At 34.5% G+C, this 26,635-nt stretch carries 22 protein-coding genes and 3 pseudogenes; 22 read left to right on the forward strand and 3 right to left on the reverse strand.

Going from position 1 to position 26,635, the window contains the following annotated elements; all coding sequences use genetic code 11:
• Positions 1-35 precede the first annotated feature (35 nt).
• From JFU54_RS27035 to JFU54_RS27045, 4 genes are all read left to right on the forward strand, one after another.
• Entirely contained in the window at positions 36-683 is a 648-nt protein-coding gene (locus JFU54_RS27035; protein WP_002012699.1) for a nitroreductase family protein, read from the forward strand.
• A 260-nt stretch (positions 684-943) separates the two neighbouring features.
• Positions 944-1,432 carry a putative periplasmic lipoprotein gene (locus JFU54_RS27040; protein ID WP_002065200.1) on the forward strand — a complete coding sequence of 163 codons (489 nt, stop codon included), beginning with the start codon at positions 944-946 and terminating at the stop codon, positions 1,430-1,432.
• A 147-nt stretch (positions 1,433-1,579) separates the two neighbouring features.
• On the forward strand, positions 1,580-1,762 hold the full coding sequence (locus tag JFU54_RS29510) for a hypothetical protein (RefSeq protein ID WP_012260876.1): 183 nt from the start codon (positions 1,580-1,582) through the stop codon (positions 1,760-1,762).
• Positions 1,763-1,996: 234 nt separating this feature from the next.
• On the forward strand, positions 1,997-2,545 hold the full coding sequence (locus JFU54_RS27045) for a cysteine hydrolase family protein (RefSeq protein ID WP_088039318.1): 549 nt from the start codon (positions 1,997-1,999) through the stop codon (positions 2,543-2,545).
• Positions 2,546-2,580: 35 nt separating this feature from the next.
• Here JFU54_RS27045 and JFU54_RS29945 read toward each other — a convergent pair.
• Positions 2,581-2,810: pseudogene (locus JFU54_RS29945) on the reverse strand (hypothetical protein).
• Between the two features lie 251 nt (positions 2,811-3,061).
• On the opposite strand from JFU54_RS29945, the gene JFU54_RS27055 reads away from it, so the two are divergent.
• The 5 genes from JFU54_RS27055 (at position 3,062) to adhP (ending at position 8,440) form a co-directional block, all read left to right on the forward strand.
• A complete protein-coding gene (locus tag JFU54_RS27055; protein ID WP_061673901.1) occupies positions 3,062-3,955 on the forward strand; it encodes a mechanosensitive ion channel family protein in 894 nt (297 codons plus the stop codon).
• A gap of 151 nt (positions 3,956-4,106) precedes the next feature.
• On the forward strand, positions 4,107-5,225 hold the full coding sequence (locus tag JFU54_RS27060) for a GAF domain-containing sensor histidine kinase (RefSeq protein WP_002031724.1): 1,119 nt from the start codon (positions 4,107-4,109) through the stop codon (positions 5,223-5,225).
• Between the two features lie 14 nt (positions 5,226-5,239).
• Positions 5,240-5,875, forward strand: a complete 636-nt coding sequence (locus JFU54_RS27065; RefSeq protein ID WP_088039319.1) for a response regulator — start codon at positions 5,240-5,242, stop codon at positions 5,873-5,875.
• Between the two features lie 286 nt (positions 5,876-6,161).
• Positions 6,162-7,016 (forward strand): MurR/RpiR family transcriptional regulator, encoded by an 855-nt coding sequence (locus JFU54_RS27070; RefSeq protein ID WP_002012688.1) that lies wholly within the window; start codon positions 6,162-6,164, stop codon positions 7,014-7,016.
• 386 nt (positions 7,017-7,402) lie between these two features.
• Complete coding sequence (gene adhP / locus JFU54_RS27075) at positions 7,403-8,440, forward strand: alcohol dehydrogenase AdhP (RefSeq protein ID WP_002031819.1); 1,038 nt, start codon at positions 7,403-7,405, stop codon at positions 8,438-8,440.
• Between the two features lie 152 nt (positions 8,441-8,592).
• Here the strand turns inward: adhP and JFU54_RS27080 are convergent, their stop codons facing one another.
• Positions 8,593-9,612: an ABC transporter permease gene (locus JFU54_RS27080; protein WP_201067169.1), complete on the reverse strand. Its 1,020-nt coding sequence runs from the start codon at positions 9,610-9,612 to the stop codon at positions 8,593-8,595.
• Positions 9,609-10,511, reverse strand: coding sequence for an ABC transporter permease subunit (locus JFU54_RS27085; protein ID WP_002012684.1), 903 nt, complete (start codon positions 10,509-10,511; stop codon positions 9,609-9,611). Before JFU54_RS27085 ends, JFU54_RS27080 begins: the two co-directional genes overlap by 4 nt.
• A gap of 209 nt (positions 10,512-10,720) precedes the next feature.
• Between JFU54_RS27085 and JFU54_RS27090 the strand changes: the two genes are divergently transcribed.
• From JFU54_RS27090 to JFU54_RS27150, 13 genes and pseudogenes are all read left to right on the forward strand, one after another.
• Positions 10,721-11,182, forward strand: coding sequence for a hypothetical protein (locus tag JFU54_RS27090; RefSeq protein ID WP_002189504.1), 462 nt, complete (start codon positions 10,721-10,723; stop codon positions 11,180-11,182).
• Positions 11,183-11,673: 491 nt separating this feature from the next.
• On the forward strand, positions 11,674-13,212 hold the full coding sequence (gene gntK, locus JFU54_RS27095; RefSeq protein ID WP_201067171.1) for a gluconokinase: 1,539 nt from the start codon (positions 11,674-11,676) through the stop codon (positions 13,210-13,212).
• 14 nt (positions 13,213-13,226) lie between these two features.
• On the forward strand, positions 13,227-14,576 hold the full coding sequence (locus JFU54_RS27100; protein ID WP_201067173.1) for a GntP family permease: 1,350 nt from the start codon (positions 13,227-13,229) through the stop codon (positions 14,574-14,576).
• Between the two features lie 18 nt (positions 14,577-14,594).
• Positions 14,595-15,491 (forward strand): phosphogluconate dehydrogenase (NAD(+)-dependent, decarboxylating), encoded by an 897-nt coding sequence (gene gnd, locus JFU54_RS27105; protein WP_201067181.1) that lies wholly within the window; start codon positions 14,595-14,597, stop codon positions 15,489-15,491.
• Between the two features lie 142 nt (positions 15,492-15,633).
• Positions 15,634-16,170 (forward strand): NADPH-dependent FMN reductase, encoded by a 537-nt coding sequence (locus JFU54_RS27110; RefSeq protein WP_002031805.1) that lies wholly within the window; start codon positions 15,634-15,636, stop codon positions 16,168-16,170.
• Position 16,171: 1 nt separating this feature from the next.
• A complete protein-coding gene (locus JFU54_RS27115) occupies positions 16,172-17,401 on the forward strand; it encodes an MFS transporter (RefSeq protein ID WP_201067183.1) in 1,230 nt (409 codons plus the stop codon).
• Between the two features lie 63 nt (positions 17,402-17,464).
• Complete coding sequence (locus tag JFU54_RS27120; protein WP_002165881.1) at positions 17,465-18,022, forward strand: YdcF family protein; 558 nt, start codon at positions 17,465-17,467, stop codon at positions 18,020-18,022.
• A 102-nt stretch (positions 18,023-18,124) separates the two neighbouring features.
• Positions 18,125-19,072 carry an ABC transporter ATP-binding protein gene (locus JFU54_RS27125; RefSeq protein WP_033708324.1) on the forward strand — a complete coding sequence of 316 codons (948 nt, stop codon included), beginning with the start codon at positions 18,125-18,127 and terminating at the stop codon, positions 19,070-19,072.
• Between the two features lie 3 nt (positions 19,073-19,075).
• On the forward strand, positions 19,076-20,710 hold the full coding sequence (locus tag JFU54_RS27130; protein ID WP_201067185.1) for an ABC transporter permease/substrate-binding protein: 1,635 nt from the start codon (positions 19,076-19,078) through the stop codon (positions 20,708-20,710).
• A gap of 89 nt (positions 20,711-20,799) precedes the next feature.
• Positions 20,800-22,227, forward strand: coding sequence for a basic amino acid/polyamine antiporter (locus JFU54_RS27135; RefSeq protein ID WP_002189509.1), 1,428 nt, complete (start codon positions 20,800-20,802; stop codon positions 22,225-22,227).
• A gap of 76 nt (positions 22,228-22,303) precedes the next feature.
• Positions 22,304-22,563, forward strand: a pseudogene (locus tag JFU54_RS27140) (LemA domain protein).
• 107 nt (positions 22,564-22,670) lie between these two features.
• The gene (locus tag JFU54_RS27145) at positions 22,671-24,488 is read left to right on the forward strand and encodes an AAA family ATPase (RefSeq protein ID WP_002012669.1); all 1,818 of its coding nucleotides are present in this window, start codon (positions 22,671-22,673) and stop codon (positions 24,486-24,488) included.
• Positions 24,478-26,327, forward strand: a pseudogene (locus JFU54_RS27150) (hypothetical protein). The gene JFU54_RS27145 and the pseudogene JFU54_RS27150 overlap by 11 nt, the downstream one beginning before the upstream one ends.
• Positions 26,328-26,635 lie beyond the last annotated feature (308 nt).

Below are 26,635 nucleotides of genomic sequence, written 5' to 3' on the forward strand. Positions count from 1 at the left end.
AGTTTTGAAAACGCTGTAAAAAGGGGATTTAATATATGAATTATGAAGATTTTAAAGAAGTAATTCACGGTAGACGAAGTGTTAGAAAGTTTACAGAACAAGAAGTATCCACTAGTGATATAAAAGAAATTATTGATTGTGCTCGTTATGCACCGAGTGATACGAACTCACAAACGTGGGAGTTCTTGGTCATTATGAACCGAGAGAAAATTAAAGAAATTGAACAAATGACATGGGATGCATTACATAAACTTGCAGCAAAAGCAGCAGAAAATGGAGAAGAGAAAGCAGGGAAATTACTTACACGTTCTTTCGGTCCATATGCGACAGCTTTCTCTGAGGCGCCAGTATTAATCGTATGTTTGGCAACACCATATGAATCAAAGTTTCGTGAAAAGATATTTGATCCAATTGCCTTCGTTCCTGATTCAGTATGGGAAGAGGAAGGAATTAAGAGTAGCTGTTTAGCAGCACAAAACTTAATGTTGGCTGCACATGCGAGAGGACTGGGTACTTGTCCAATGACAGGACCTGTATTATTAGCTCAAGATGAACTGCGACAATATTTACAAATTGAGCCTCAAAAACAAATTAATATGGTAATTTCACTCGGGTTTCCGAAAGATAAGCCGAAGAAACTTTCTCGAAAAGAAGTTGATGAGATTACAACATTTATTTTCTAAATGTTATGTAGAAAAGACATTGAAATGACAATGTCTTTTTATTTTGAATGGATATTTTTTTAGTAAATTGGGCTAAAATGATGAATAGATTGGAATTACTATTTATTTCTTTAAAAAAATTAATGTTCTTAAAATGAAAGTATGGTACAGTAATCGTGAGCAAGCTAATATTTGTTCATGAAAGTGTTAAAAACTAGTTTTAAAATCAAGAAGTTATTTTTGTATAATAAATTATAATGAAATAACAGGGGGAATGAATTTTGAAGAAATTCATAATCGCTGGATTGTCTGTATTGTTATTAGTAGGCTGTGGTACTCCAAAGGAAAAAGAGGATGCACAGTCAAACCAGGAAGAACAAGTTGTAAATGCAAGTGATGAGAATATGGTCGTATTTCCTGAAGGAGCAGTGCCAATCGGAGAAGGGAAAGTAAAAGTAACTACTCCAGATGGTACTTCTGAAAATGGCAATATACCAACTGTATTCATAAAAAAGGATACTTTAATTCAGCAAGTCGAATTAGAACTTTCCAATTTTCAAAACGATAAAGAAACATTTGTATTTGTAGATCAAATATTTGCAGATAAACATCAAGTAACTAGTACAACACAGACAACAGTACAATTAAAAGAAAAGACGCTTGAGACAGGTAGTCATACGATTACCGCAGCTCAGTTTGAAAACAATGATCCAAAAGGAAAAGTCATTAGCTTGAATCAAGCGACGTTTGAAACGAAACCTGCGTCTTAATATGGAAAAAAGTACATTACTCAAAAGTAGTGTACTTTTTAGTTTGGATTGAATTATGTCATTGAGAATAATTTGTTTCACTTTCTAGTACGAATGAATAGAAAGAACTTATTCTTTACTATCATGTAAGAGGAAGGAATTGAAAGTTTGAAACGAGTTATTCGTATTTTCTTATTTATTATAATGTTTTCGGTCATTTGGTTTACTTTACAAGAGGCGGTTGAAGTTACGCTCAATTATCACATTCATGACTTGTTAATTGGAGCTGTATGTTTTGTCATTGTGTATCGGTTTTATCAAGCCTTAACGGACAATAAGAACCCCACTTGAAAATTCGGCACATGCGAGGAAGTTAGGTGGGAGATCAACTTGCCCGTAAAAGCCCGATTGGTGAAGGATAATACCCCTATGATTAAAGTTTCGCTTTATGATAAACTCGGATTAAGGTAAGTATTGAGTTGGAAATGTAGGGATCTCATTTGAAATGTCGAATAGTACATACGATGTCGTAATAACAAATTTTCTATTGTTTACTGTGAAACAGAAGAAGGAGAGATTGTAGTTATGAAAAGAGCTCTTATAAATATTGATTATACATATGATTTTGTAGCTGAAAAAGGTGCTTTAACATGCGGGAAACCAGGTCAAGAAATTGAGAAGGAACTTGTAAGTGTAACGAAACAATTTATTGAAAAAGGTGATTACGTAGTATTTGCGATCGATAAACATGAAGACAATGATGTATATCATCCAGAAGCGAAATTGTTTCCACCTCATAATATAGCAGGTACAAATGGAAGAGACTTATTTGGTGAATTACAAGATGTATGCGAGAAATATAAAAATGCAGAGAATGTATATTACATGGACAAAACACGATACAGTGCATTTGCCGGAACAGATTTAGAGATGAAGTTAAGAGAACGAGGAATAGAAGAAGTTCATCTTGTAGGTGTTTGTACCGACATCTGTGTTCTTCATACAGCAGTAGATGCTTATAATAAAGGATTTAAAATTGTCGTTTATGAAAAGGCGGTTGCATCTTTTAATGCGCAAGGACATGAATATGCACTTGGACATTTTAAATCTTGTTTAAATGCAGAAGTGAAGTAAAAAAAGAGGCCTTCGAAAAGGCCTCTTTTTTACATTTATATAGAAACGACTTGTTTTTGAATTAACTTTTTAATGAACGGACTAATCTTTTCTGGTAGTCGGTTTAAATCGAAAAATTGTACATGCAATGATTCAACTCCATCTGCTTTTAACAAGCCACATGTAAATTCTGTAATATTTATCCTTGTTCATTGAAAACAGCTACTCCAGCTAAATTGAGTGGTCTTGATCCAATAACTTCTCTTAGTTCTTCGATATAGCCCATTGTTAGTAACCTTCGCGAGTCAAAATATTTTCAAATGAACTATTCGGTGTCATGTGAATGTTTTCCTGTTATTAAGATGAGTAGTGCAGTCTTAAAATAAAGTCATTTAAAAAATTTTCAATTGTCAGCTCCCTTTAGATAATGAAAAAGGTTATATTTATAGAAGAATGTATAACAAGTTTGAAGGGAACCAAAAAGTAATACAATAAATCAGTTTTGCATGAAATTTTCATTAGTAAGGAAGTGGATGGATGAGTTTATTAACGTATACTGAAGAGTTTTTTAATTATGTAAGGGAGTTTTTACTTTTAAGGTTTTTACTATTTGCTTTAGTTCTTATCATTATTTCTTTTGTTATAAATCGCATTATTGATTGGTTTTTTAGGAAATCAAGCTTTTTTGATGAAGAGGTAGAGCAGACGATTCAAAGTGTTATTCGATCTATTTTTAGATATATCATTATCATCAGTCTGATCATATATTTAATTAGTCAATTTGTAGATATAAAAAGTATTATTGCAGGTGCAGGGATAGCGGGAGTCGTCATCGGTTTTGCTGCACAACAGATGCTAAAAGATGTCATATTAGGCTTCGCAAGATTAGCGGACAAAGAGTTTCGAGTTGGCGATTTTGTAACTTTTAACGGAACAAATTCAGGAACTATTGAGGAAATTAGTATTCGTTTTATGCAAATTCGTGAATGGTCAGGGAAACTCCTTACCATACCACACGGAGAGATTAGAACGATACAGAATTTTAATAAAGGATGGATGCGAGTTATTGAACGCATCACGGTAAGTTATCAGGAAGATCCTACAAGAGTTAAAGAATTGTTAGAAGAAGTATGTGTTATTTGTAATGAAAAATTGGAGCAAAATCTTTATAGAGTAGATGATGAAGCTGTTGAGCCATTTAAATATGTTGGAGTTACAGACTTAAATCCTAACCTTAAATATGTTGGATATGAATTTTGTATTACAGGTTTGATTAAACCGGAAGATTATTTTGAAACTTCTAGACAAGTAAGATTTGAATTAATGTCTATGTTCCATAAAAATCAAGTGCAAATGCCAGCAGCGAATATGTTCGTTAACACTGAAAGTTTACAGCATATTCATGGGGGACAATCTTTATCAGACAGTTAAAGAAAATTAGCTAATTTCTGTTTTTATTTAGGATTTGGATTTGAATGAACTGTATGGGATATCTCCGAAAAAAGAGCTGAAGGAATTCGGTTCTTTTTTGTTTGTAGTATTTTGAAATTTCTTAATGTTATAATGGTAGTTGGTGATGAGAATGAACATAGATGAAAAAGAGATGCATCGTTTAGAGGCATTAAAAGAAATTGCTGAGTTACTAAATGAAGCAACAAACTTACAGGAAATGTTAGGGAAAGTGTTACATACATTGTTACAAGTTATGAATTTACAAACAGGGTGGATATTCTTTATTGATGAAAGTGGAAAGCATCGTATGCTTGTAGACCAAAACTTACCCCCAGCTCTTACGTGGCAGGAAAAGAAGCCGATGTGTGAAGGAGATTGTTGGTGTGTAGAACGTTTTGTGAATGGAAGATTGGAAAAAGCGACAAATATTATTGAATGTAAACGAATAGAGGATGCGATTGAATGTAATTGGGGCGAGACAGAAGATGTTACACATCATGCGACAATCCCGCTAAGATCTGGATCAGAGAAATTTGGTCTATTAAATGTAGCCTCGCCTCATAAAACACATTTTTCTGAGGAGGAGTTAGCGTTATTAGAAGCGATTGCATTTCAAATTGGAACGACAATACAACGTATTCAATTAGTTGAGAAAGAACGAAAATATGTAGTTGTAGCTGAAAGAAATCGATTGGCTCGTGATTTACATGATTCTGTTAAACAATTGTTATTTTCAATTATGCTAACAGCGAAAGGGACTCTAAATATGACGAAGGATAGAGACTTGCAAGAGATGTTAAGTTATATTGGAGAATTATCACAGGAAGCATTACAAGAGATGACACTTTTGATTTGGCAATTAAGGCCTGAAGGATTAGAGAAAGGTTTAGCAGAAGCGATTCAAAATTACGGAAAACTGTTAGGGATTCAAGTGGAAGTTCGAATTGATGGAATGGTTTTAATTGAAGATGAAATAGAAGAAGTTTTATGGCGTATAAGCCAAGAGGCATTACATAATTGTAAAAAACATGCCTCATGTGAAAAAGTATGTGTTCATTTAAGGATAGAAAATAATAAGTTGCATTTTTACATAGAAGATAACGGAATAGGATTTATACAGGATCAAGTAAGAGAGTCAGCACTTGGTTTGAAAAGTATGAAAGAACGAATTGAATTAATGAGGGGAATTTTTCGAATAAAAGCAGAACCGGAAAAGGGGACAAAGATAGAAATTCAATTACCGGTTTGAGAGGGAGAACGTCAGTGAAAATTAAATTATTACTTGTAGAAGATCATCATATCGTTCGAAGGGGACTCGTATTCTTTTTGAAGACGAGAGAAGAATTTGAAATTATTGGGGAAGCAGCAAATGGTGAAGAAGCATTAACATTCGTCCAAACAGAAAGGCCAGATGTAGTATTAATGGATTTATCAATGCCGAAAATGGATGGTATTGAAGCGACAAAACGTATAAAACAATACGATGAGACAATAAAAATTCTTATGCTCAGTAGTTTTTCAGAACAAGATTACGTTTTACCAGCATTAGAAGCTGGGGCAGATGGTTATCAATTAAAAGAAGTGCAGCCAGATCAACTTGTTGCGTCAATCGTTGCGGTATATCAAGGAAACGCAAATTTTCACCCGAAAGTAACACCAGCACTATTAGGACGATCAGCAGTCAAGAAAGAAAAAGAGAATCCTTTTTCTATGTTAACAAAAAGGGAGCAAGAAGTACTTCGTGAAATTGCGAAAGGAAGAAGCAATAAGGAGATTGCAGTAGAACTTCATATTACAGAACAAACTGTGAAAACACACGTTTCTAACGTATTGGCTAAATTGGAAGTAGATGATCGTACACAAGCTGCCTTATACGCAGTAAAGCATGGGGAAAACTAGAAATAAGTATGAATAATTGTGTCATATGCTACGGAAGAATACATATGAGAAATTAAAATGTATAGAGATGCCGAATAAAGGTTTTTCTTCTTTCAATAATTAGGTACAATAAAGTGAAACTTTAATCAGTGGGGGGGCCATCCCCACTGATTATTAGTTGAACCAATCGGGTTTTTACGGGCAGTTGATCTCCCACCTAACTCCCTTGCATTCATCGAATTTTGAGGTGGGAGTCTTACTGCCCGTTAATACGGGATAAAGCTACTATGGAAGGGGAAGATACGCTATGCCTGGTACAAAAAGTGGGATTGGAAAGATTCAGGCTTCGTTAAATGGTTTATCACCGAAATTACGAAGTATTGCCGAACATATTTTGAAACATCCACAAGATGTTGTACATAAATCGATTACGGAATTAGCGGAAGTTACGAATAGTTCCGAAGCAACGATATTCCGCTTATGCAAACACTTAGGTTTTCAAGGGTTCCAAGACTTGAAAATTACATTAGCTCGTGAGATTGTACATACCCCGATGCAAAATATTCATGAGGAAGTATCGGTAGAAGATAATATTGTCACTGTTGCTAAAAAAGTTTTTCATTCACATATTACAGGACTGCAAGATACATTACATTTGTTAAACGATAACGCGTTGGAACAGGCAGTAAGTGCGCTGAATGAAGCGAAACGAATTGAGTTTTATGGAAATGGTGGTTCAGGTATTATTGCGATGGATGCTTATCATAAATTTATGAGAACGGGTATTTCTTGTATTGCTCATACGGATTCACATTTTCAAATTATGGGAGCTGGCTTGCTGACAAAAGAAGCAGTGGTCATTGCAATTTCTCATTCGGGCAGTAATAAAGGTTTACTTGAAGCGTTAGAAGTAGCGAAAGCAAGAGGGGCCAAAATTATTGCGATTACGAGCTATCAAAAATCGGCATTAAGCCAACTTGCTCATATAACATTATATACTTCGACGCGTGAGACGGAATTTCGTACAGAAGCAAGTTCGTCACGATTAGCGCAGCTTAGTTTATTAGATACTTTGTATGTGGGATTGTCATTGCAGCGACAAGAGGAAACACTACAAAATTTACAAAGTATACGTGAAACTATTTCGATGAAGCGAATATAAAAAGCTCTTCAAATGAAGAGCTTTTTATATTGGCGAGTAGTCTGTTGATATACCCTCTAGATCCACTTGTTCTAAGTGTCTATAGAAATATGCCAATTACCTATAATAATAATAATAATCTCTCATCTTTTAGACCCTTCATTTTTTAAACCTCGATATTTTGCATATGAAATTTAACAAGTAGCTTGATACATCAAAATACGTATTGGGTAATAATTCAAATATTGTTCAATATTTTACAATAAGCTTATGAAATTCCATGTTATGATGAACCTGTAATGATGATTGAACACTTAAATTTGGTACAATAATTAGCCAAAATAGTGAGGACAGTAGTTGTGAGATAAACTCATTAAAACTCTAAAACACTAAAGGGGAGATCACATATGAAAGCAGTAGTAGTTAATAAAAACAGCAAAGCAAATATTGAAGTTATTGAAAAAGAATTACGTCCGTTACACTCGGGTGAAGCGCTAGTAGATGTAGAGTATTGTGGAGTTTGCCACACTGATTTACACGTTGCGAATCATGATTTTGGAAACACCGATGGCCGCATCCTTGGTCATGAGGGTGTAGGTATTGTTACTAAAATTGCTGATGATGTTACTTCACTAAAGATAGGTGACCGTGTAAGTATTGCATGGATGTTCCAATCTTGTGGACGTTGTGAATATTGCGTAACGGGGAGAGAAACATTCTGCCGTGAAGTGAAAAATGCTGGTTATTCAGTAGATGGTGGTATGGCTGAACAATGTATTGTTACAGCTGATTATGCGGTGAAGGTACCAGAAGGATTAGATCCTGCTCAAGCATCATCAATCACATGTGCGGGCGTAACTACATATAAAGCTATAAAAGTATCAGACATTAAACCTGGTCAACCTATCGTAATCTATGGTTGTGGTGGATTAGGTAACCTAGCTATTCAATATGCTAAAAACGTATTTGGTGCAAAGGTAATTGCAGTAGATATCAATGACGACAAATTAGCCTTAGCAAAAGAAGTTGGTGCTGATATGACTATCAATCCGATTTCTCAAGGTCCTGCTGATAAAATTGTTCAAGAGGAGTTTGATGGTGCTTATGCTGCTGTAGTAACAGCAGTTTCTAAAGTAGCATTCAACTCAGCAGTTGATGCAGTACGTGCTTGCGGTAAAGTAGTTGCGGTAGGTTTACCAGTAGAAACTATGGATTTAAACATTCCACGACTTGTATTAGACGGAATTGAAGTAGTTGGTTCTCTAGTTGGTACTCGTAAGGATCTGGAGGAGGCATTTATGTTCGGCGCAGAAGGAAAAGTAGTGCCGGTTGTTCAAACGTGTTCTCTAGATAAAGTACAAAATGTATTCGAAGAAATGGAACAAGGTAGAATTCAAGGGCGTATGGTAATCGATTTTAAACAGCATAATTGTGAGTGTAAATAATTCATTTTAAATATAAAAAGCATGAGTCTAGCAAAGGACATTTAAAAAAGTTAGACGGCATAAAAAAGATGATCCCTCGTATTCAATAGAGATCATCTTTTTTATATTCTACTAATATCAATGCCAATTAATACTTGATTGATGAGACATGATTAAAGGTTCACTTTATCTACAAACGAAAAAGAATCTTTACTTTTAACAAATTTTTCATGATTTGGAACGGTTTGAATTGCTACAACTTGCGAATCTCTTGCTTTCAGTGCATCTTGAATCCCGATTGTCATAAGCTTAATAAATAGAATCGTAATAAAGAATGAAACGAGAGTATACAAAATAATCCACCATGAAATATTCATTTCATAACGATTTAATCCAATAAGGCCTGCCCAATCATTCGATAGAGAAACAGGTTTGAGTACTCCGTCATAGAGTTCACGCATTTGTATCCCACCAATTACAATATCAAGCAACGCTAAATGGATAACGAGTATGAGTGTTTGGACGATATGTTCCATAAATAACACAAATAAGCGATCAAGTAATAAGACTCGTAAGTGTTTTTTGATAATATGAAAACGGCTAGCACCCAGTAATTGTGAACTTAAAATGTAATCTCGTTTCATAAATTCATCAACCTCTGAGGAGATATATAAAGAAAGTGTAGGTAGAGCGACGAAAATAAGTACGAGAACTTGATAAAACGCAAATGAAATATTTGGATCTAATCTATCAGCATTTGATATGATTACAATATTAACGGGCGTGATGAGTATAAATGCGATAAATAAAGTAGGAATATAGTAAAAAACTTCTGAGCATGCCTGGAAAAATCTCTTGAATCTTGGAGCGTATAAACTTAAGAGGATTCCTATACATGTTCCGAATAAAATTCGAAAGAAGCTAATTGCCACGGCTAATAAAATGGTGAATTTTGCTCCTTCTACAATTTGTAAGAAAACAGACTCTCCAAAACGATCAGATCCAAAAGGCGGCATTAACAATGGCGAAAAGGGGGCCTTTCCAAGTAATTCGTTATTGTCATTGTAAAGTAACTGAGGAGGTTTTGGGATGTTATCTTTAAAGAACCAACTATAAATAAAACTAGCTGAAACAAGTATGAATAGATAAGTAAAGCCGATTAAAAATCGTTTTGATTTCCAAATAGATTTCATAATGCTGCTCCTTTCAATTGCTTTTTCCATCTATTCATCATGAATGAGATTATTTGAAAAATGGCATAAAACGGTAAAATAATCATAACAAGTATGATAAATGCAGCTGGAGGTGAAATAAACGCCTTCTTAAATAAAAATTGAATAATGCCTTCCATATTAAAAACAAATTCTAAAATGAATAAGTTAGAAAGTAAGAAAACAAAAATCGTTTTTAAATGATGAAAGAAGTGGATAGATATATTTTTGAATAAATGAATGCATAGTATATAACTTGATGAAAGTCCTTTTCCATATGCAACCTCTACGTAATGTTTTTCATGTTCTTCTTTTATGTATAACACCATCATCCGAAACATTTGTAATGTAGGTAAGACTGCTAAAGATAAAATAGGGAGTAAATAAGCTCGATTTTCATTAAAAGAAATAATGGTGACAGGAGATTCCCCGAATTTCTGAAGTACCCATATGAAAAATATTTGCAAACAAATCATCATCATCATATCAGGGACAGCTTCTAATATGAACACAATTCGGTTTATCCATTTTTTTATATAATCTTTTGCTAAAAAATAAAAAAATGCCATACTAGATGATAGAAAGAGTGCAAGCAAAAAGGCTATAAATAATACAGTAAATGAATATAGGTAAGGTTCTAAAACAGTTGGAAATAATGGTGTCTTTTTGAAATGACCAAATTTCGGGTCTGATCCCATAACTACTAATGATTCAGGGGAGAAAACCTGTTTTAACATAGTAACGATCTGATTAAAAAAATGAATTGGTTGAAAAGTGAATCCCTGTTGAGTGATAAATAAATAAGGTAAATTTAGTAATAGTAAGAGTGATAAAAGAATTGATGAAAGTTTTATTGTGAATTGAGATATTTTATATAACATTAAATCCCTCCGACATCTTTTTACAACATTATACAATAAAGTTCATATTTTGTTTTGATTTTTCAGAAAAATATAAATACTATTAGATTTTATAGTATGGAACATATATTTACAAGGTAAAAAAGTGATAGTAGGCAGCCACGCCCTATGTCCATCAAACTAAGAAAACGAGAACTTATATATTATTATCTTTAGGTGGAGGGGAAAGAATGTTTGATAAATTAAAAAGGTTATTTAAAAAAGATAAAGAGAATGATTTAGAAGATGAGAGGTACATTTTGATTTCTGAAAGTGAGATAAATGAAGAATTAAAAAGAAAGATAGTTGAATTAGAAAGGTTAGGATCAGAATATAGTAAAGTTCTTCAAAAAAAATATATAAATGAATTTGAGAGAAAAGGAAAACGAAACCTAAAAATATGGGTTAATAGGGATATTGACGGAGATGAAATAGAAGACTTAAATTCTGAGAAATGTCTAGAAAAAGAATATCGTTCTGAAATAATAATAGATTTTAATGATGTTACTGTTGAAGATGATGAATATGCAGATTTCATACAGTTGTGGTATTACTATGGTGGTTATTTTAAAGGTACTGGGACTTTATATGATACATCAAGAAATAATTTAGAAACAGACATTGAAACAGCTTTACAAACATTAATTGAATAATTAATGTATACTAGTCTCTCGTTTAATTAACGAGTTATGTAGTTGAACAAGAAATACAAATAATAATTAATCCTTTGTTAAAACGCTCTTTCTTTTTGTTCATTTATTAAGTTTATCTATATTAATTTATCAAACTTTATGTTCCCGTTACAAAATACGCTATTCATTCTGTAAAATCACAGGAAAGGATGGCGTTTTTGTATGTCTATTTCTGTATCCAATGAATTACAATTATTTGCTTGAGAAATTCAAAGCTTTTTATTTCCAAATATCTTACGAGAGATGTTGGTTTCGTGCAACGAACCAGCAAATACTAAACAAAAGGTTTAGTCGATCTATGTGTATGGATAAGTGAAATAAAATGGGGGTTACATTTTGATTTGAAAAAATTTTTCTTCTTGTAACTTGATTTATGAAAAAATATTTTATATACTAATTCATGTAAACGGTTTACTAGATCGTATTTTGCTAGAAACGAAGGGAAGATTCGCATGGAAACAAGGGGGAGAGTAATCGGGGTTGACATCGGTACCACAAGTACGAAAACGGTTGTATTCACTGAGAAAGGAAAAGTCGTTGCTTCACATGCAATTGATTATCCAATTATTCAACCGAACGTCGGATGGGCTGAGCAAGATCCTGATGTAATATGTGCTGCTGTATATAAAACTGTAAGCGTTGCCATTGAAAAGGGTAATGTGTCACCGGAAGATATTTCTTCAATCGGGATTAGTACAGCGATGCATGCCTTAATTGCTGTAGATGAAAACGGTGCGCCGTTAACGCGCTCTATTATTTGGGCAGATAATAGAAGCACAAAGCAATCAGAAAAACTATTACAACAAATGAATGGTCATGACATTTATAGAAGAACTGGTACACCGATTCATCCGATGTCACCACTTTCTAAATTATTGTGGATGAAAGAAGAAGAAACGGAGTTATTCAGAACTGCTCATAAATTTATTTCCATTAAAGAGTATGTCATTTATCAATTATTTTCACGCTATGTAGTTGATTATTCTATTGCATCTGCTACAGGGTTATTTAATTTAAAAACATTAAACTGGGATGAAGATGTTTTAACTATGTTAAATATGTCACCAGAACAATTATCAACACCTGTACCAACTACATATATTTTATCGGGAATGAAGCCGGAATTAGCACAAAAGATGGGTATTAGTGAGGATACTCCGGTTGTTATTGGTGCAAGTGATGGTGTTCTTGCAAATGTAGGTGTCGGTGCAATATCACCTGGCTCAGCTGCAATTACGATCGGGACAAGTGGTGCGGTTCGAACAATTTCATCGAGTGTTAATACAGATGAAAAAGGAAGAACTTTTTGTTACGCATTAACAGATGAGCACTGGGTGATCGGCGGACCAACGAATAACGGTGGAATATTACTTAGATGGTTACGTGATGAATTTGGTAGCCCAGAGCAAGAGGTAGCAAGAAAGCTTGGAATTGATCCTTATGATTTATTAATTAAGTATGCAGAAAGTGTACCAGCTGGAGCAGATGGATTACTATTTTTACCGTTTCTATCTGGAGAACGTGCACCCTACTGGAATGCAAATGCTCGAGGTACATTCTTCGGGATAAACCTTCAGCATAAACGTAAACATTTCATACGAGCAGTTATGGAAGGTGTTTGTATGAGTGTGTATTCAGTAGCACTTGCCATTCGAGATTGTACAGGGCCACTTACTGAAATACGTGTTTCAGGAGGCTTTGCGAAATCTGCATTTTGGAGACAAATGTTATCTGACATGATGGGGAAAGAATTGCTTGTTCCAGAAAGTCATGAAGCATCTGCGCTTGGGGCAGCAGCACTTGCTTTGTATGCAATTGGGAAAATTGATTCTCTTGAAGAGGTGAAGGATTGGATTGATATTGTCCATCACCATGTACCGAATAAAGAAAATACGGCTTTATATTTAGAGATGTTTTATATGTATGAACGACTTTACAATCGTTTGAAAGAAGAATTTGATTGTATAGCTGCTTTCCAACGTAAACAATAGGGGGATTGGGAGAAATGGTAGTTGGGATCGTACTAGCGGCTGTTGTTATATTACTTTTACTAATTACGGTAGTAAAATGGCATCCATTTGTCGCGTTAATTTTAACAGCAATCGGAGTTGGGCTAGCAATGGGGATGCCCTTAATTGGAATTTCACCACAACATCCGGGGATTATCGATTCTATTAAATTAGGTCTCGGTAATACGTTAGGGTTTTTAGCGATTGTTTTAGCTTTAGGAACAATGCTTGGAAAAATGATGGCTGAGTCTGGCGGTGCTGAACGAATTGCTAACACATTAATTGGACGTTTTGGGAAAAAGCGTGTTCACTGGGCAATGATGTTCGTTGCATTTATAGTAGGGATTCCGGTATTTTTCCAAGTTGGATTTGTACTATTAATTCCGTTAGTATTTACAATTGCGTTAGAAACAGGGGTATCACTTATTACAATCGGTATTCCGCTAGTAGCGGGTCTTTCGGTTGTACACGGACTTGTTCCACCGCATCCAGCAGCAATGGCAGCGGTAGGTATATTTAAAGCAGATGTAGGGAAGACAATTTTATATGCATTAATTGTCGGACTTCCAACTGCAATAATTGCAGGTCCGCTTTACGGGAAATGGATTGGTGCTCGTATACATAAAGAAGTACCGTTAGATATAGCGGAGCAATTTATTGAAAGAGATAAGAAGAAGGAACTTCCTAGCTTCGGAAATACATTGTTTACTATTTTACTTCCAGTATTTCTTATGCTAGGTGCATCGATAGCGGAAGTAGCATTAAATAAAACAAGCCAACTTGCACAAGTATTGCATTTTATTGGAGATCCAATAGTCGCATTATTAATTGCAACGATATATTCTTTCTTTAGTCTTGGCTATGCAAAAGGGTTTTCTAAAGACAAAGTCTTACAAGTTACAAATGATTGTTTAGGCCCAATTGCAAACATACTGTTAGTTATCGGTGCAGGTGGTGCATTTAATAAAGTGTTATTAGATTCTGGGATCGGAACTACAATTGCGGAGATGGCGAAAGAATCACATATTTCACCGATATTATTAGGTTGGGGAATTGCTGCACTTATCCGAGTTGCAACGGGATCGGCTACTGTTTCTATGATGACAGCAGCTGGAATTGTAGCACCGATTGCAGCAAGTACACCAGGAGTAAATGTAGAGTTACTGGCACTTGCAACAGGAGCAGGGTCATTAATATTATCGCATGTAAATGATTCTGGATTTTGGATGATTAAAGAGTATTTCGGAATGACTGTGAAAGAAACATTATTAACATGGACCGCAATGGAGACAATATTATCTGTTGTAGCACTTGGATTAATTTCGTTATTAAATATATTTGTATAGAATGGGAGATTGATTAATATGAAACTAGGTTTAATTGGATTAGGAAAAATGGGATTCCCATTAGCTGAACACTTACATGAAGACAAGCATGAAGTAGTTGTATACGATGTAAATAATGAGCTTGTTGAAAAGGCAGGGGAATTAGGGATTACTGCTCGTCATACATTAAAAGAAATGATCTCTGAATTAGAAGCACCTCGTACACTTTGGGTAATGGTACCTGCAGGAGAAGTTGTTGAGTCAGTACTAAAAGATGTATATCCATTATTAGAGGAAGGCGATATCGTTATTGAAGGTGGAAATTCATTCTATAAGGATACGTTACGCCGTGCTGAAGAAGCGAAAAGCTTTGGCTTACATTATGTAGATATCGGTACATCAGGCGGTGTAGAAGGAGCTAGATACGGCGCTTGCTTAATGGTTGGTGGAGAAAAAGAAATTTATGATCAACTAGAACCTTTATTTAAAGATTTAGCAGTAGAAAATGGTTATTCATATGCAGGCCGTGTTGGTAGTGGGCATTTCTTAAAAATGGTTCACAACGGTATTGAATACGGAATGATGCAAGCAATCGCTGAAGGATTTGAAGTACTAGATAAAAGTGATTTTGATTTCAATTATGAAGATGTTGCAAAAGTATGGGCAAACGGATCGGTTATCCGTGGTTGGTTAATGGACTTAACTGAAAAAGCATTTGCAGAAGATCCGAAACTTGATGGCATTAAAGGTGTTATGAACTCTTCAGGAGAAGGGAAATGGACTGTTGAAACAGCGCTTGAATTACAAGCAGCGGCACCAGTTATCGCTATGTCATTATTTATGCGCTACCGTTCACAAGAAGATGATACATTCCATGGGAAAGTTGTCTCAGCTCTTCGTAATCAATTCGGTGGACATGAGGTTGTGAAAAATTAGTTTTGTGAAACTCATACGAAAGTATGAGTTTTTTTATTTCTCATACTATTTAATGAAAGTTTTTCCCTCTTTTTACTGTGTTTTGTATAGAAATTTCTGATAATATATAAATATAACTTGAAAACAAAGGGGAGAAATAATTATGAAACTAGTCGTTATTAACGGTACACCAAGAAAATTCGGTAGAACTCGCGTTGTGGCAAAATATATTGCAGAGCAATTTGAAGGGGAGTTATACGATTTAGCAGTAGCGGAATTGCCTTTATATAATGGAGAAGAATCACAACGTGAATTAGAGGCAGTAAAAAAATTAAAAGCTTTAGTGAAAGCTGCGGATGGAGTAGTACTATGTACACCAGAATATCATAATGCGATGAGCGGAGCGTTGAAAAATTCGTTAGATTACTTAAGTAGCAGTGAATTCATCCATAAGCCTGTCGCATTACTAGCAGTTGCTGGAGGAGGTAAAGGGGGAATAAACGCATTAAATAGTATGCGCACTGTCGCTAGAGGCGTTTACGCAAATGCAATTCCAAAACAAGTCGTGCTTGATGGATTACATGTGCAAGATAGTGAACTTGGAGAAGATGCAAAACCATTAATTCATGATTTAGTTAAAGAATTAAAAGCATATATGAGCGTATATAAAGAGGTGAAAAAACAATTAGGAGTTGAGTGATATGTCCTCTCTTTATCATGATTCTCGCTTGTATTACATTCTAGGAGCCAATAGTTTATCCGCTATTGGTTCCGGGATTGTTATGATAACGATTCCGTGGTTGTTAATTAAGGAAAGTGGAGGAGAGACAACATTTGGTTATGTTTCTATCGTTGCAACTCTCATCATGTTTTTACTAACACCATTCATTGGGCAAAGCATAGATCGTTTTTCAAGAAAATCTTTATTGTTATGTAACGAAGGTATCGGGATAGCCATTATAGGAATGATGGCCATTTGGGGATTTGCTGGGCAATCATACAATTCTATTCATTACATTATTATTTATATAGCAGGTTCTTTCTATTATCTATTATTCTATCCCACAATATTTGCATTTAACCAAGAAATATTTCAATCAGAGCATTATAAAAGTTTAAGTGGCACAATGGAAATACAAGGACAATTAACGCAAGTTATTTCAGGCGCAGCTGCTAGCTTTTTAATTGAGATTATTTCTTTGAAATGGATCTTGTTAGTGGATATGTTAACTTTTGCAGGAGCATTTTTTCTTTTCTTATGTATACCGTATGTAAAGAAAAAAGAAGTAAAACGGAAAGCAACATTTAAGAAGCAATTGTTCGAAGGAATTCACTTTATGAAAAAGCGCCCTAAGTTATTTTGGTTTTTACTAGCGACTTATATGCCGTTTATCGGTGTCATGATGGCAAATTATTTAATCCCAGTATATATTTCAGATATACTCACAGCTAGTGCCTCTGTATACGCAATTGAAGGTATGATGTACGGTGTCGGAGCGGTTCTTGCAGGAATAAGTATTCCAATCATGATGAAATATGTCAAAATAGAAATTTCAATCGTTATGACGATGGTTATTTATGTAATTTCAATTACCGCAATGATTATTGAGCCTTCCATTATGTTATTATATGGACTAGCGATTTTCCATGCGATTGGAAATGCTGGAACACGAGTGGCGAGAAATGTATTGATGATGGAAGAAATCCCAAACGAAGTAATGGGACGTGTGGACAGCTTATTTCGATTAATTGGCACAGGAATTCGAATTGTATTATTAATGTTGTTTACGGCAGGCGTATCTAAAGCAGGGGTAATGATCCCGTTTTACGTACTGAGCTGTATATTGATCCTATCATTAGGGATTGCTTTTTATTATGTAATTTCAAAACGTAAAACGGAAGCGAATGTGTCTAATAAATCAATTGTTTAAAAAATACTTCTGCCTCCTTTTCTTTTTCTATATAATAAAAAGAAAGGGAGTGTTAACTTATTTATGAACAAATGGATATTGCTTATAATCTTATTACTACCTCCGCTATACATCATTTATATGACGTTTCGAATGAATAAAGTTGCTCGTGAAACATTGAGTAATCACTCTCCATACGTTCTTATATTAGGTGCAAAGTTATTTGGAGATAGACCGTCTTTATCTCTTCAAAATCGTTTGGATATAGCGTTGGAATATTTACATGCTCACCCTGAGGTGAAAGTAATTGTTTCAGGTGGTCAAGGGGAAGATGAAGATATACCGGAAGCTCACAGTATGAGAAACTATTTAATGGTACATGGTATAGATGAGAATCGTATTTTAATTGAAGACTGCTCTACAAATACGTATGAAAATTTAAAGTTTAGTATGGATTTATATGATGTAAAGCATGCGGTAGTTGTAAGTAATACGTATCATTTATATCGAACGAAAATAATTGCAAAGCGTTTAGGGATAAAGATGGAAGCTTTGGCTGCTGAAACACCGAGACGCTCTAAGAAAAAAGCGTATGTGCGTGAATATGCTGCAATTATGAAAACAATATTGTTCGACCGTTAGAGCTCAAATGAGAGCTCTTTTTTTGTATAATAAAGCGTATCATTTGAAATGAATGCTATATTCCATCAAAATAAAGGAAACAACATGAAAGGAGTTGTGTCTGTGATTCAATTTAATCATGTGTCAAAAGCGTATGAAGATGGCACAAAAGCAGTGGATTCACTACATTTAGAAATTAAAAAAGGAGAATTTTTTGTTCTCATTGGTCCGAGTGGTTGCGGGAAAACAACGACAATGAAGATGATTAACCGTTTAATTGAAACGACGGAAGGATCAATTTTAATCGATGGAAAAGATATTCAACAATATAACATAAACGAACTACGTTGGAATATAGGGTACGTGTTGCAGCAGATTGCGCTGTTTCCACATATGACAATTGCTGAAAATATTGCAGTTGTCCCTGAAATGAGAAAATGGACCAAAAAGGAAATAAAAGCACGTGTCGATGACTTGCTACAGATGGTTGGGCTCGATCCAGATGTATATCGTGATCGTATGCCAGATGAATTGTCGGGAGGGCAGAAACAACGTGTTGGTGTCGTACGGGCATTAGCCGCAAACCCGAAAATTGTACTTATGGACGAACCATTTAGTGCGTTAGATCCGTTAAGTAGGGAGCAGCTCCAGAAGGATATCGTACAACTGCAAAAAAAGATTCAAAAAACAATCGTGTTCGTAACGCACGATATGCAAGAGGCTTTATCACTTGGTGATCGTATTTGTGTAATGAAAGAAGGAAAAGTTGTTCAATTAGATACACCAGAAGGAATTATACATAACCCGAAAAATGAGTTTGTAGAGGAGTTCATTGGAAATCGTGGACGACCTTGGTATGAGGGGAAGAGTATAGAAGAGGTATTGCCGCTAGACGAGGGTATACGAATTGAAGGGAATGCTTTATCTTTACATTCGTCATTACAAGAAGCACTAGTCCGCTTACAAACTGAAGAGTCAGTGCCGGTTGAAGAGCATGGTCAATATGTTGGAGCGTTAACAAGTCGTCATATTGTCAATTACATTGTTGAACAAATGAAGGAAAGAGGCTAAACAGTGACTGATTTTATTCAAACGTTCCAAGAACGAAAAGTAGAATTGCTAAGTGCATTAAGTGAGCATTTACAAATATCGCTTATTTCACTATTTTTTGCAGTAATTATTGCAGTGCCGCTCGGCATTATATTAACGAGAAAAGAACGAATGGCTGAATTTATTATAGGGACTTCTGCTGTTATGCAGACAGTGCCCTCACTTGCTTTACTTGGACTATTAATTCCGTTAGTAGGAATTGGAAAACTGCCAGCTATAATCGCATTAGTTGTGTATGCACTATTACCTATTTTACGAAATACATATACAGGAATACGGGAATTAGATGAATCACTTATAGAAGCGGCGAGAGCTATGGGGATGAATAGCTGGAAAAGATTATGGAAGGTAGAGCTTCCACTCGCATTGCCAATTATTATGGCTGGTATTCGTACAGCGATGGTATTAATTGTTGGAACGGCTACATTAGCTGCTTTAATAGGCGCTGGTGGGCTCGGTAAGCTCATATTATTAGGCATAGATCGAAATGACCATGCGCTTATCATTTTAGGGGCCGTACCAGCTGCGTTACTCGCTTTATTCTTTGATATAGTACTTCGCATACTTGAGAGCCCGAAACGCTCTTCTAAGCGCGTTATATTGACGATATGTATAGTTGTAGTAATGATAGCTGCTCCATTTCTTTGGAATAACGAAAAGAAAGACATAGTTATTGCTGGTAAACTTGGATCTGAACCAGAAATATTAATTCAAATGTACAAGCAACTTATTGAACAGGATACAGATTTACAAGTGGAATTAAAGCCAGGCCTTGGAAAAACAGCATTTGTATTCGAAGCGTTAAAATCAGGTGAAGTAGATATATACCCAGAATTTTCAGGTACAGCTTTATCTACTTTCGTGAAAGAAGAACCGAAAAGTACAAATCGTGATGAAGTATATGAACAAGCTCGTATTGGAATGGAAAAGAAATATAATATGGTTATGTTAAAGCCAATGGAGTATAACAATACATACGCACTAGCCATGCCGAAAAAAATAGCAGATCAAAATAACATAAATACAATTTCTGATTTAGGAAAAATTGCACAGGAAGCTAAAGTAGGATTTACATTAGAATTTGCTGATCGTGAAGATGGTTATAAAGGAATGCGAAAATTATATAACTATAAGTTTTCAAATGTTAAAACGATGGAACCGAAACTGCGCTATAGTGCAATACAATCGGGAGATGTTAACGTAATCGATGCATATTCAACAGATAGTGAATTGGAGCAATATGGGCTTAAAGTGCTAAAAGATGATAAAGGACTATTCCCGCCTTATCAAGGAGCACCATTATTAAGAAAAGAGACGTTACAGAAATATCCTGAACTCGAAAAAGTATTAAATAAATTATCTGGAAAGATTACAGATGAAGAAATGAGAAAAATGAATTATGAAGTAAATGTGAATGGGAAAAGTAGCGAAGAAGTCGCAAAACAATTTTTACAAAAGAGAAGTTACTTCGTTAATTTTACAATAAATATACAATTTTATATGTATGAAATGACCGTTCATTACAAAATGAACGGTTTTTTTGTGCATACTTATACATTTTTTCAAAAAAGTATTCCATTTTTCTTCATTTTCTTTTAGAATAAGTAATGTTTTCCTGAAAAAATATAAGAGAAACGTCTATTAGAGAAAAAGGTGACTTTAATAGTTGAACGAACATAACACCTAGAATGACAGATGGGGTGGTACAAATAGAAAAGAAGTTAGGGTTTTTTCCGTTAATCGCATTAGTAGTTGGAACAATGGTTGGTGGCGGTGTTTTTAGTTTACCGCATGATTTAGCAGTAGGAGCAAATAGTGGTGCAACGATAATTGGTTGGTGTATTACAGCAATGGGAATGATTCCACTTGCGCTCGTATATCAAACGTTAGCAAGACAAAAACCGGAGCTTGAGGGCGGAATCTATAGTTATGCACGAGCTGGATTCGGTGAATATATTGGTTTTAACAGTGCTTGGGGATACTGGCTAGCAGGGATTTTAGGAAATGTTGCAACAATTATGTTACTGTTTAGTACATTAGGTTACTTCTTCCCAATTTTTAAAGGCGGAAATAATGTTGCGTCAATCGTAGGTGCATCACTTTTATTATGGACATTGCATTTTCTAATTTTATTTGGAATTCGTGAAGCCTCCATTATGAATGTTATCGCAACGATTGGGAAATTAGTTCCGATCTTATTATTTATTGTCGTGATGGTAACAGCGTTTCGCTGGGATACATTTACACATGACTTTTGGGGCGAAGGAACTATCTCAGTTTCCTCTGTACTAGGTCAAGTGAAAAATACAATGCTCGTAACCCTTTGGGTGTTCATTGGGGTTGAAGGAGCAGTTGTATTATCAGGAAGAGCTAAAAATAGTAGAGACGTTGGAAAAGCGACAGTACTTGGACTTATTTTAGTAATGTCTATTTATATTTTAATTTCTGTTCTGTCAATGGGAGCCATGACAAGAAAAGAACTTTCAGTATTAGAGACTCCTTCAATGGGACATGTATTAGAACATGTTGTTGGGCCATGGGGTGCAATGGCAATTAATATTGGATTAGTTGCGTCACTTGTAGGTACATTAATTGGCTGGTTTTTACTTGTTTCTGAAATTTCTCACGTAGCAGGAAAAGACGGCGTGTTTCCGAAAGTCTTTACGAAAACAAATAAGAAACAAACGCCGCATATGGCATTGTGGATTTCAAATATCGTTGCCCAAACTATATTTATAATCGTTTTGTTTTCACAATCGACATATCAAATTATGTATTTTATTGCGTCAACATCTATATTACTGCCGTACTTATTATCAGCGCTATTTCAATTGAAATTAGTCATCACGAAAGAGCTGAAAGTTGCGAGAGTAAAAAATGGATTGTTAGCATTAATTGCTTCCCTATACTCTGTATGGTTAATTTATGCAGCTGGTTTAAAGAATTTATTGCTTGTTTCAATCGTATATGGTATTGGGATTCTCGTGTATATGTTTGCAAGAAAAGAAAAAGGGAATCGTTGTTTTGCAGGCAAAGAGCGATATGTGATGTTGGCAATTGTTATTGCAGCTATTACATCACTTTATATGTTACTGACAGGAACTATAAAAATGTAAAAGTCCTTTTAATTTAAAGGGCTTTTTTCCTTGTCTAGAGAATATTTAATACATAAGATATTCAGGAGGGATGAAAATGGAAGAAAAAGAACAGTTGTCTAGAATTATGGATTTAGCTAGTGATTTAAGGAAAGTATTAGTACAAGAATCTTTTTTTAATCATCATCCTGAACTTCGAGGCGTGATTGAAAATTTAGCGAGTTCTGTAGAGAATTTGGCGAGTTTGCAGCAAAATAAAGATGAAAATGCCGAAGATCGATTACGGTACGTACTTGCTAAAATGAAAATCGCTCATAATGCCATTTTACAAGAAAAAAAGCATTTCCTTCTCATTAATATACGTTTTAATTTTGAACCTGACGGATGACGTCAGGTTTTTTATTTCTAGTTTTAGATTGTAGTTCATACAATAAGGATAGTATGAAAAAAAGAAGGTGACTACGTTGAAATTACATAAAGCTCTTCATCCAAGTTTTATAAAGCGAATGTATTATATGAGGTTTATTGGGAAGTTTGCAAAAGCTGAGGGAGAGAAGAATGGAGAAAATTTCTTTGTACAATGTCTTTCTTCAATACCTTTAACTTTACAAGAGTTATTTCCGACTGGAAAATATTTGTTTGAAGGATTATGCAGTAATAAAAAGAATGAAAAAATCTTTACTGATTTAAAGAAGCATAAATTAGAAAAGCAACTGGTTATGTTTCGTCTTTATTATGATCGTGGAAATTTATTTCTGGAATTAATATGCACAGAAGAGCCTCGGGAAATAGCATCTTCATATAAAGTGATTCCTTCACCAAAGGTCTCAAATTATAAAAAGAGAGCGTCATTGGAACGGAAGTTAAGCAACGGTTATTTATCATTTCTTATGCCTAAATTACCAAAAGACTTTGAGCCTCCAGAATTATTGTGGCATGAGGGAAGGCTATATGGAAATTTATCGTTAAAATCATCAATAAGTTCAATTTCATATTTTGAGCAAAGAAAAGAATGCAAATATATTGAAATAAACGATTGGATGAAACATGTAGAAATAGCAGTAGATGATCATTTATATTTTGTAAGTGAAAATGTGTATGACCAACTAAATAAACGAATTGCTGAAGAAGGTAAGTTAGTTGAAGTAGAAGATATTAAAATGCAAAAGGATGACTGGGAATGGGATGAGCGTGAATCCTCTTTTTTGCAGTATGTACAAAGTATGGTTCGTAATAAAGGGTTATATTTGGATGATACAGATATATATAATTTTCACATTAGTATTAAAACCAATATGTTAACAATTGTTGGTGGTATACCAGGTGTTGGGAAATCACGCTTTGTGCAAGCTTATGCAGAATCACTTGGGTTACGTTATGGGGAAGAATTAATTTGGATTCCGATTTCACCATCGTATCAAGAACCACATGATATTCTCGGTTACCTTCATCCGAATGGTAATTTTATTGAAAGTGAAACGAAGTTAGTTCGGACATTGTTAAAGGCTAAAGAAAATCCAAATCAATTGTACATAATTGTGTTCGATGAAATGAACATGTCACATATTGAGCATTGGTTTACTCCGTTTCTATCCGTTCTTCAACTTGAAAAGAAAAATCGTATTTTGAGTTTGTATGAGAAAGTACAAGAAATAGAAAATCAAATTCCACCTTCAGTGGAAATTGGTGAGAATATTATTTTCGTAGGCACTGTAAATTTTGATGAAACGACGAAAGAGCTTTCCGATCGATTATTAGATCGAACAAATTTGATTACATTACAAAAAATTCCGTTTTGCGAGATGAGTATAGAACATGAGAAAGTTGTTCAGCAACCCCCGCTGAAAGTAACAACGGGAGAATTTCGACTCAATTGGTTTAGGAATAAAGAGATGATCGAAGTGTATACTGAAGAGGAATTAGAGTTATTGGATAAGTTACATGATGTATTATCATCACACGATATATCAAAAGGAATTTCTTTCCGATGTGCAAGCGCAATCGCTACGTATTTGCAAAATATACCGTTCCAAAATAATCAGTCCTATATGATTAGCAGGGAAGAAGGTTTTGATTTGCAAATAAAGCAGCGTGTATTAACGAAATTAAGGGGGACAGAAATGACAGTGGGCCCTCTACTTTCTGAAGAAGCAAAAAGGGGAGCGACATTGATACCACTTTTACAGTCTCCGCTTGCAAATCGTGTATCTACATTTGAACATTCTTTAGCTTATATAAGACAAAAGCGTAGAGAACTGGAGCTGTATGGCTATGCAAAATGAGGAGCGTTATGAAACAGCAATCGTCGATACGAAAGAAACGCTCCCGTTTGTATTGAAGCTAATTATTGGTACTGAGGGGAAAGGCGATTTTATCCTTTTAAACCGGCTTTGTACGTCTACTACAGCATTAGTTCAATGTATTTATAAAGTACAGGAATTAAAACCACTGAAATTACATTTCCATTATCAAAATCCAATGGATATTACATTCATATGGAATAAAGTATATGAGGGACAAAAGAATATAAAAGAGTCACAATATGAATTAAATGAAAAAAAACAAAGAGTATTAGTGTATGAACATGGAAAAACTGAATTTTTTTATCCGTGGCGCTGTGGCTTATACCATTTTGAAGTGCGTATAGAAGATAAAACTTATTATGGTGCGTTTCAAGTTGTTCCTAAAAACTTTTTTGATGACCAATTTGAAATGATTCAAGATTATGTGAAGTCAATTTTAAACGAGTTAATTTTAGATAGAGGTTATTACAAGAAAACTTTCTCAGCACTTAGCGATATTGAAGATTCTTCTTATTTGGTATTGTTAAGAAAGTTGCCACAAAAAATGAAAAGAATAAAACAAATTTTTAAGAAAGTAGAATCGAATGCGGAATTTGTACACGAATATGAATGGGAAACGAAAGCGCGGAAGGCAACGAGAAAAACTGCCATTATGACAGAAAGAAAGCTTTATGCGAAATATTACAACCGTAAATTTAAGGAGCAAAAAAATAGTATTGAAAATGCATTTCTTAAATTTAAAACGATGCAATTCTATTATTATTTACTTGAAGCAGAAATTTTTGTACGTAAAACTATTGAAATACTAGAAGGAGAAAAGAAGAAAAAGTCAGATGAATTTCAAGCTGTTAAAACAATTATGAAAACGATTGAACGAAATGGATCCGTGACGGATAGGGAAAAACAAAAATATAGAAATCTACATTTACTGAAAGAAGCAGATTTACGGAAAAGTTCTGTGAAAATACAAGAATATAAAATATTAGCTCATATCGTATATGAAAGTGTGCAATACTTTCGAAATTTATTGTATTCTCCATTTTGGAGGGAAGTTTCTGAAACAGCTACCATTAATTCGAACATTTTATCTATACCGCATCAACAATTAATCCACCATTTAGAATTGTTACCGCAACATACGGAGCAACCCCCATCTTTATTATTCGTATATAAACCAACGTTTTTAGTGTATGAGTATTACGCTTTTTTATCGTTATTTCTATATTAGAACAAATCGGATTTGAAGATAAGAATCCTATTCGTGAACAAATACAAGAACATTTTTATTTAGACGGATTACAAGATGGAACGACAGTGATTTTACATCGAGATGATATAAAAGTGCACGTCGCGTTTAATGATTTAATTGAAACACACCCTCTTATTGCACTAAGCAAAGGAAGTAATTTTTATAACGGAGAGGACACAAAGAAGCCGGATATTCGTTTAGATTGTTATGTAAAGGAAGAAGAGAAGTATGTATATAAATCTTCTATTATTATCGAAGTGAAATACAGCCCTATGTACAATATTTTTCAGCCTGTCGGTAATACGAAAGCAACGGAGCAAATGTATAAATACTGGTCTATTAAGTATGTAGAAGAACAGGATGGTAAACGAATTTTTAAGCGAAGAGCGATTTATGAAGTGATTTGTGTATATCCAGGTAGCCATATGCATAGTAAAAAAATTGAATCTGGATGTGGAGTGTTTTTACAACTATATCCATATAAAACGAAACAAGGAGAAGAGAAGTTGGCTGGGAAGCATGGGATGATTCAAATTTTTGAGAAATGGTTAAAAAGTAATAAAATGTAAAAGAAATCCTTTTTAATGAAGGATTTCTTTAGGTTAAGAAGAATTATATGCAGTACGGAAAGACACATTATACGGTTCGAACTTGATAGTGATTATTATTTTTTATTAGAGTAATTGAATCTTTTTATGTTTGTAATAGTATGGGGAATTAAGGGTTTTTACATGTGCATGAATGACTAATAAGTAGGAATTTAATTCATTTTGCAGAATATAATAAGACATAAATATTTTTAGTTGCATACGAAGATTTGTTCTTATATGATAGTAAGTGAAAGCGTTATCAAAAACAGAGCGGCGATGGGAAAGGC

The organism is Bacillus sp. TH19, from assembly GCF_016651075.1.
GTDB classification, from domain to species: Bacteria; Bacillota; Bacilli; order Bacillales; family Bacillaceae_G; genus Bacillus_A; species Bacillus_A mycoides.

Excerpts from the sequence above, each read along its gene's own strand:
- JFU54_RS27035 (WP_002012699.1), top strand. The coding sequence starts at position 36 with ATGAATTATGAAGATTTTAAAGAAGTAATTCACGGTAGACGAAGTGTT.
- JFU54_RS27045 (WP_088039318.1), top strand. The coding sequence starts at position 1,997 with ATGAAAAGAGCTCTTATAAATATTGATTATACATATGATTTTGTAGCT.
- JFU54_RS27055 (WP_061673901.1), top strand. The coding sequence starts at position 3,062 with ATGAGTTTATTAACGTATACTGAAGAGTTTTTTAATTATGTAAGGGAG.
- JFU54_RS27060 (WP_002031724.1), top strand. The coding sequence starts at position 4,107 with ATGAACATAGATGAAAAAGAGATGCATCGTTTAGAGGCATTAAAAGAA.
- JFU54_RS27070 (WP_002012688.1), top strand. The coding sequence starts at position 6,162 with ATGCCTGGTACAAAAAGTGGGATTGGAAAGATTCAGGCTTCGTTAAAT.
- adhP (WP_002031819.1), top strand. The coding sequence starts at position 7,403 with ATGAAAGCAGTAGTAGTTAATAAAAACAGCAAAGCAAATATTGAAGTT.
- JFU54_RS27080 (WP_201067169.1), bottom strand. The coding sequence starts at position 9,612 with ATGAAATCTATTTGGAAATCAAAACGATTTTTAATCGGCTTTACTTAT.
- JFU54_RS27085 (WP_002012684.1), bottom strand. The coding sequence starts at position 10,511 with ATGTTATATAAAATATCTCAATTCACAATAAAACTTTCATCAATTCTT.
- JFU54_RS27090 (WP_002189504.1), top strand. The coding sequence starts at position 10,721 with ATGTTTGATAAATTAAAAAGGTTATTTAAAAAAGATAAAGAGAATGAT.
- gntK (WP_201067171.1), top strand. The coding sequence starts at position 11,674 with ATGGAAACAAGGGGGAGAGTAATCGGGGTTGACATCGGTACCACAAGT.
- JFU54_RS27100 (WP_201067173.1), top strand. The coding sequence starts at position 13,227 with ATGGTAGTTGGGATCGTACTAGCGGCTGTTGTTATATTACTTTTACTA.
- gnd (WP_201067181.1), top strand. The coding sequence starts at position 14,595 with ATGAAACTAGGTTTAATTGGATTAGGAAAAATGGGATTCCCATTAGCT.
- JFU54_RS27110 (WP_002031805.1), top strand. The coding sequence starts at position 15,634 with ATGAAACTAGTCGTTATTAACGGTACACCAAGAAAATTCGGTAGAACT.
- JFU54_RS27115 (WP_201067183.1), top strand. The coding sequence starts at position 16,172 with ATGTCCTCTCTTTATCATGATTCTCGCTTGTATTACATTCTAGGAGCC.
- JFU54_RS27120 (WP_002165881.1), top strand. The coding sequence starts at position 17,465 with ATGAACAAATGGATATTGCTTATAATCTTATTACTACCTCCGCTATAC.
- JFU54_RS27135 (WP_002189509.1), top strand. The coding sequence starts at position 20,800 with ATGACAGATGGGGTGGTACAAATAGAAAAGAAGTTAGGGTTTTTTCCG.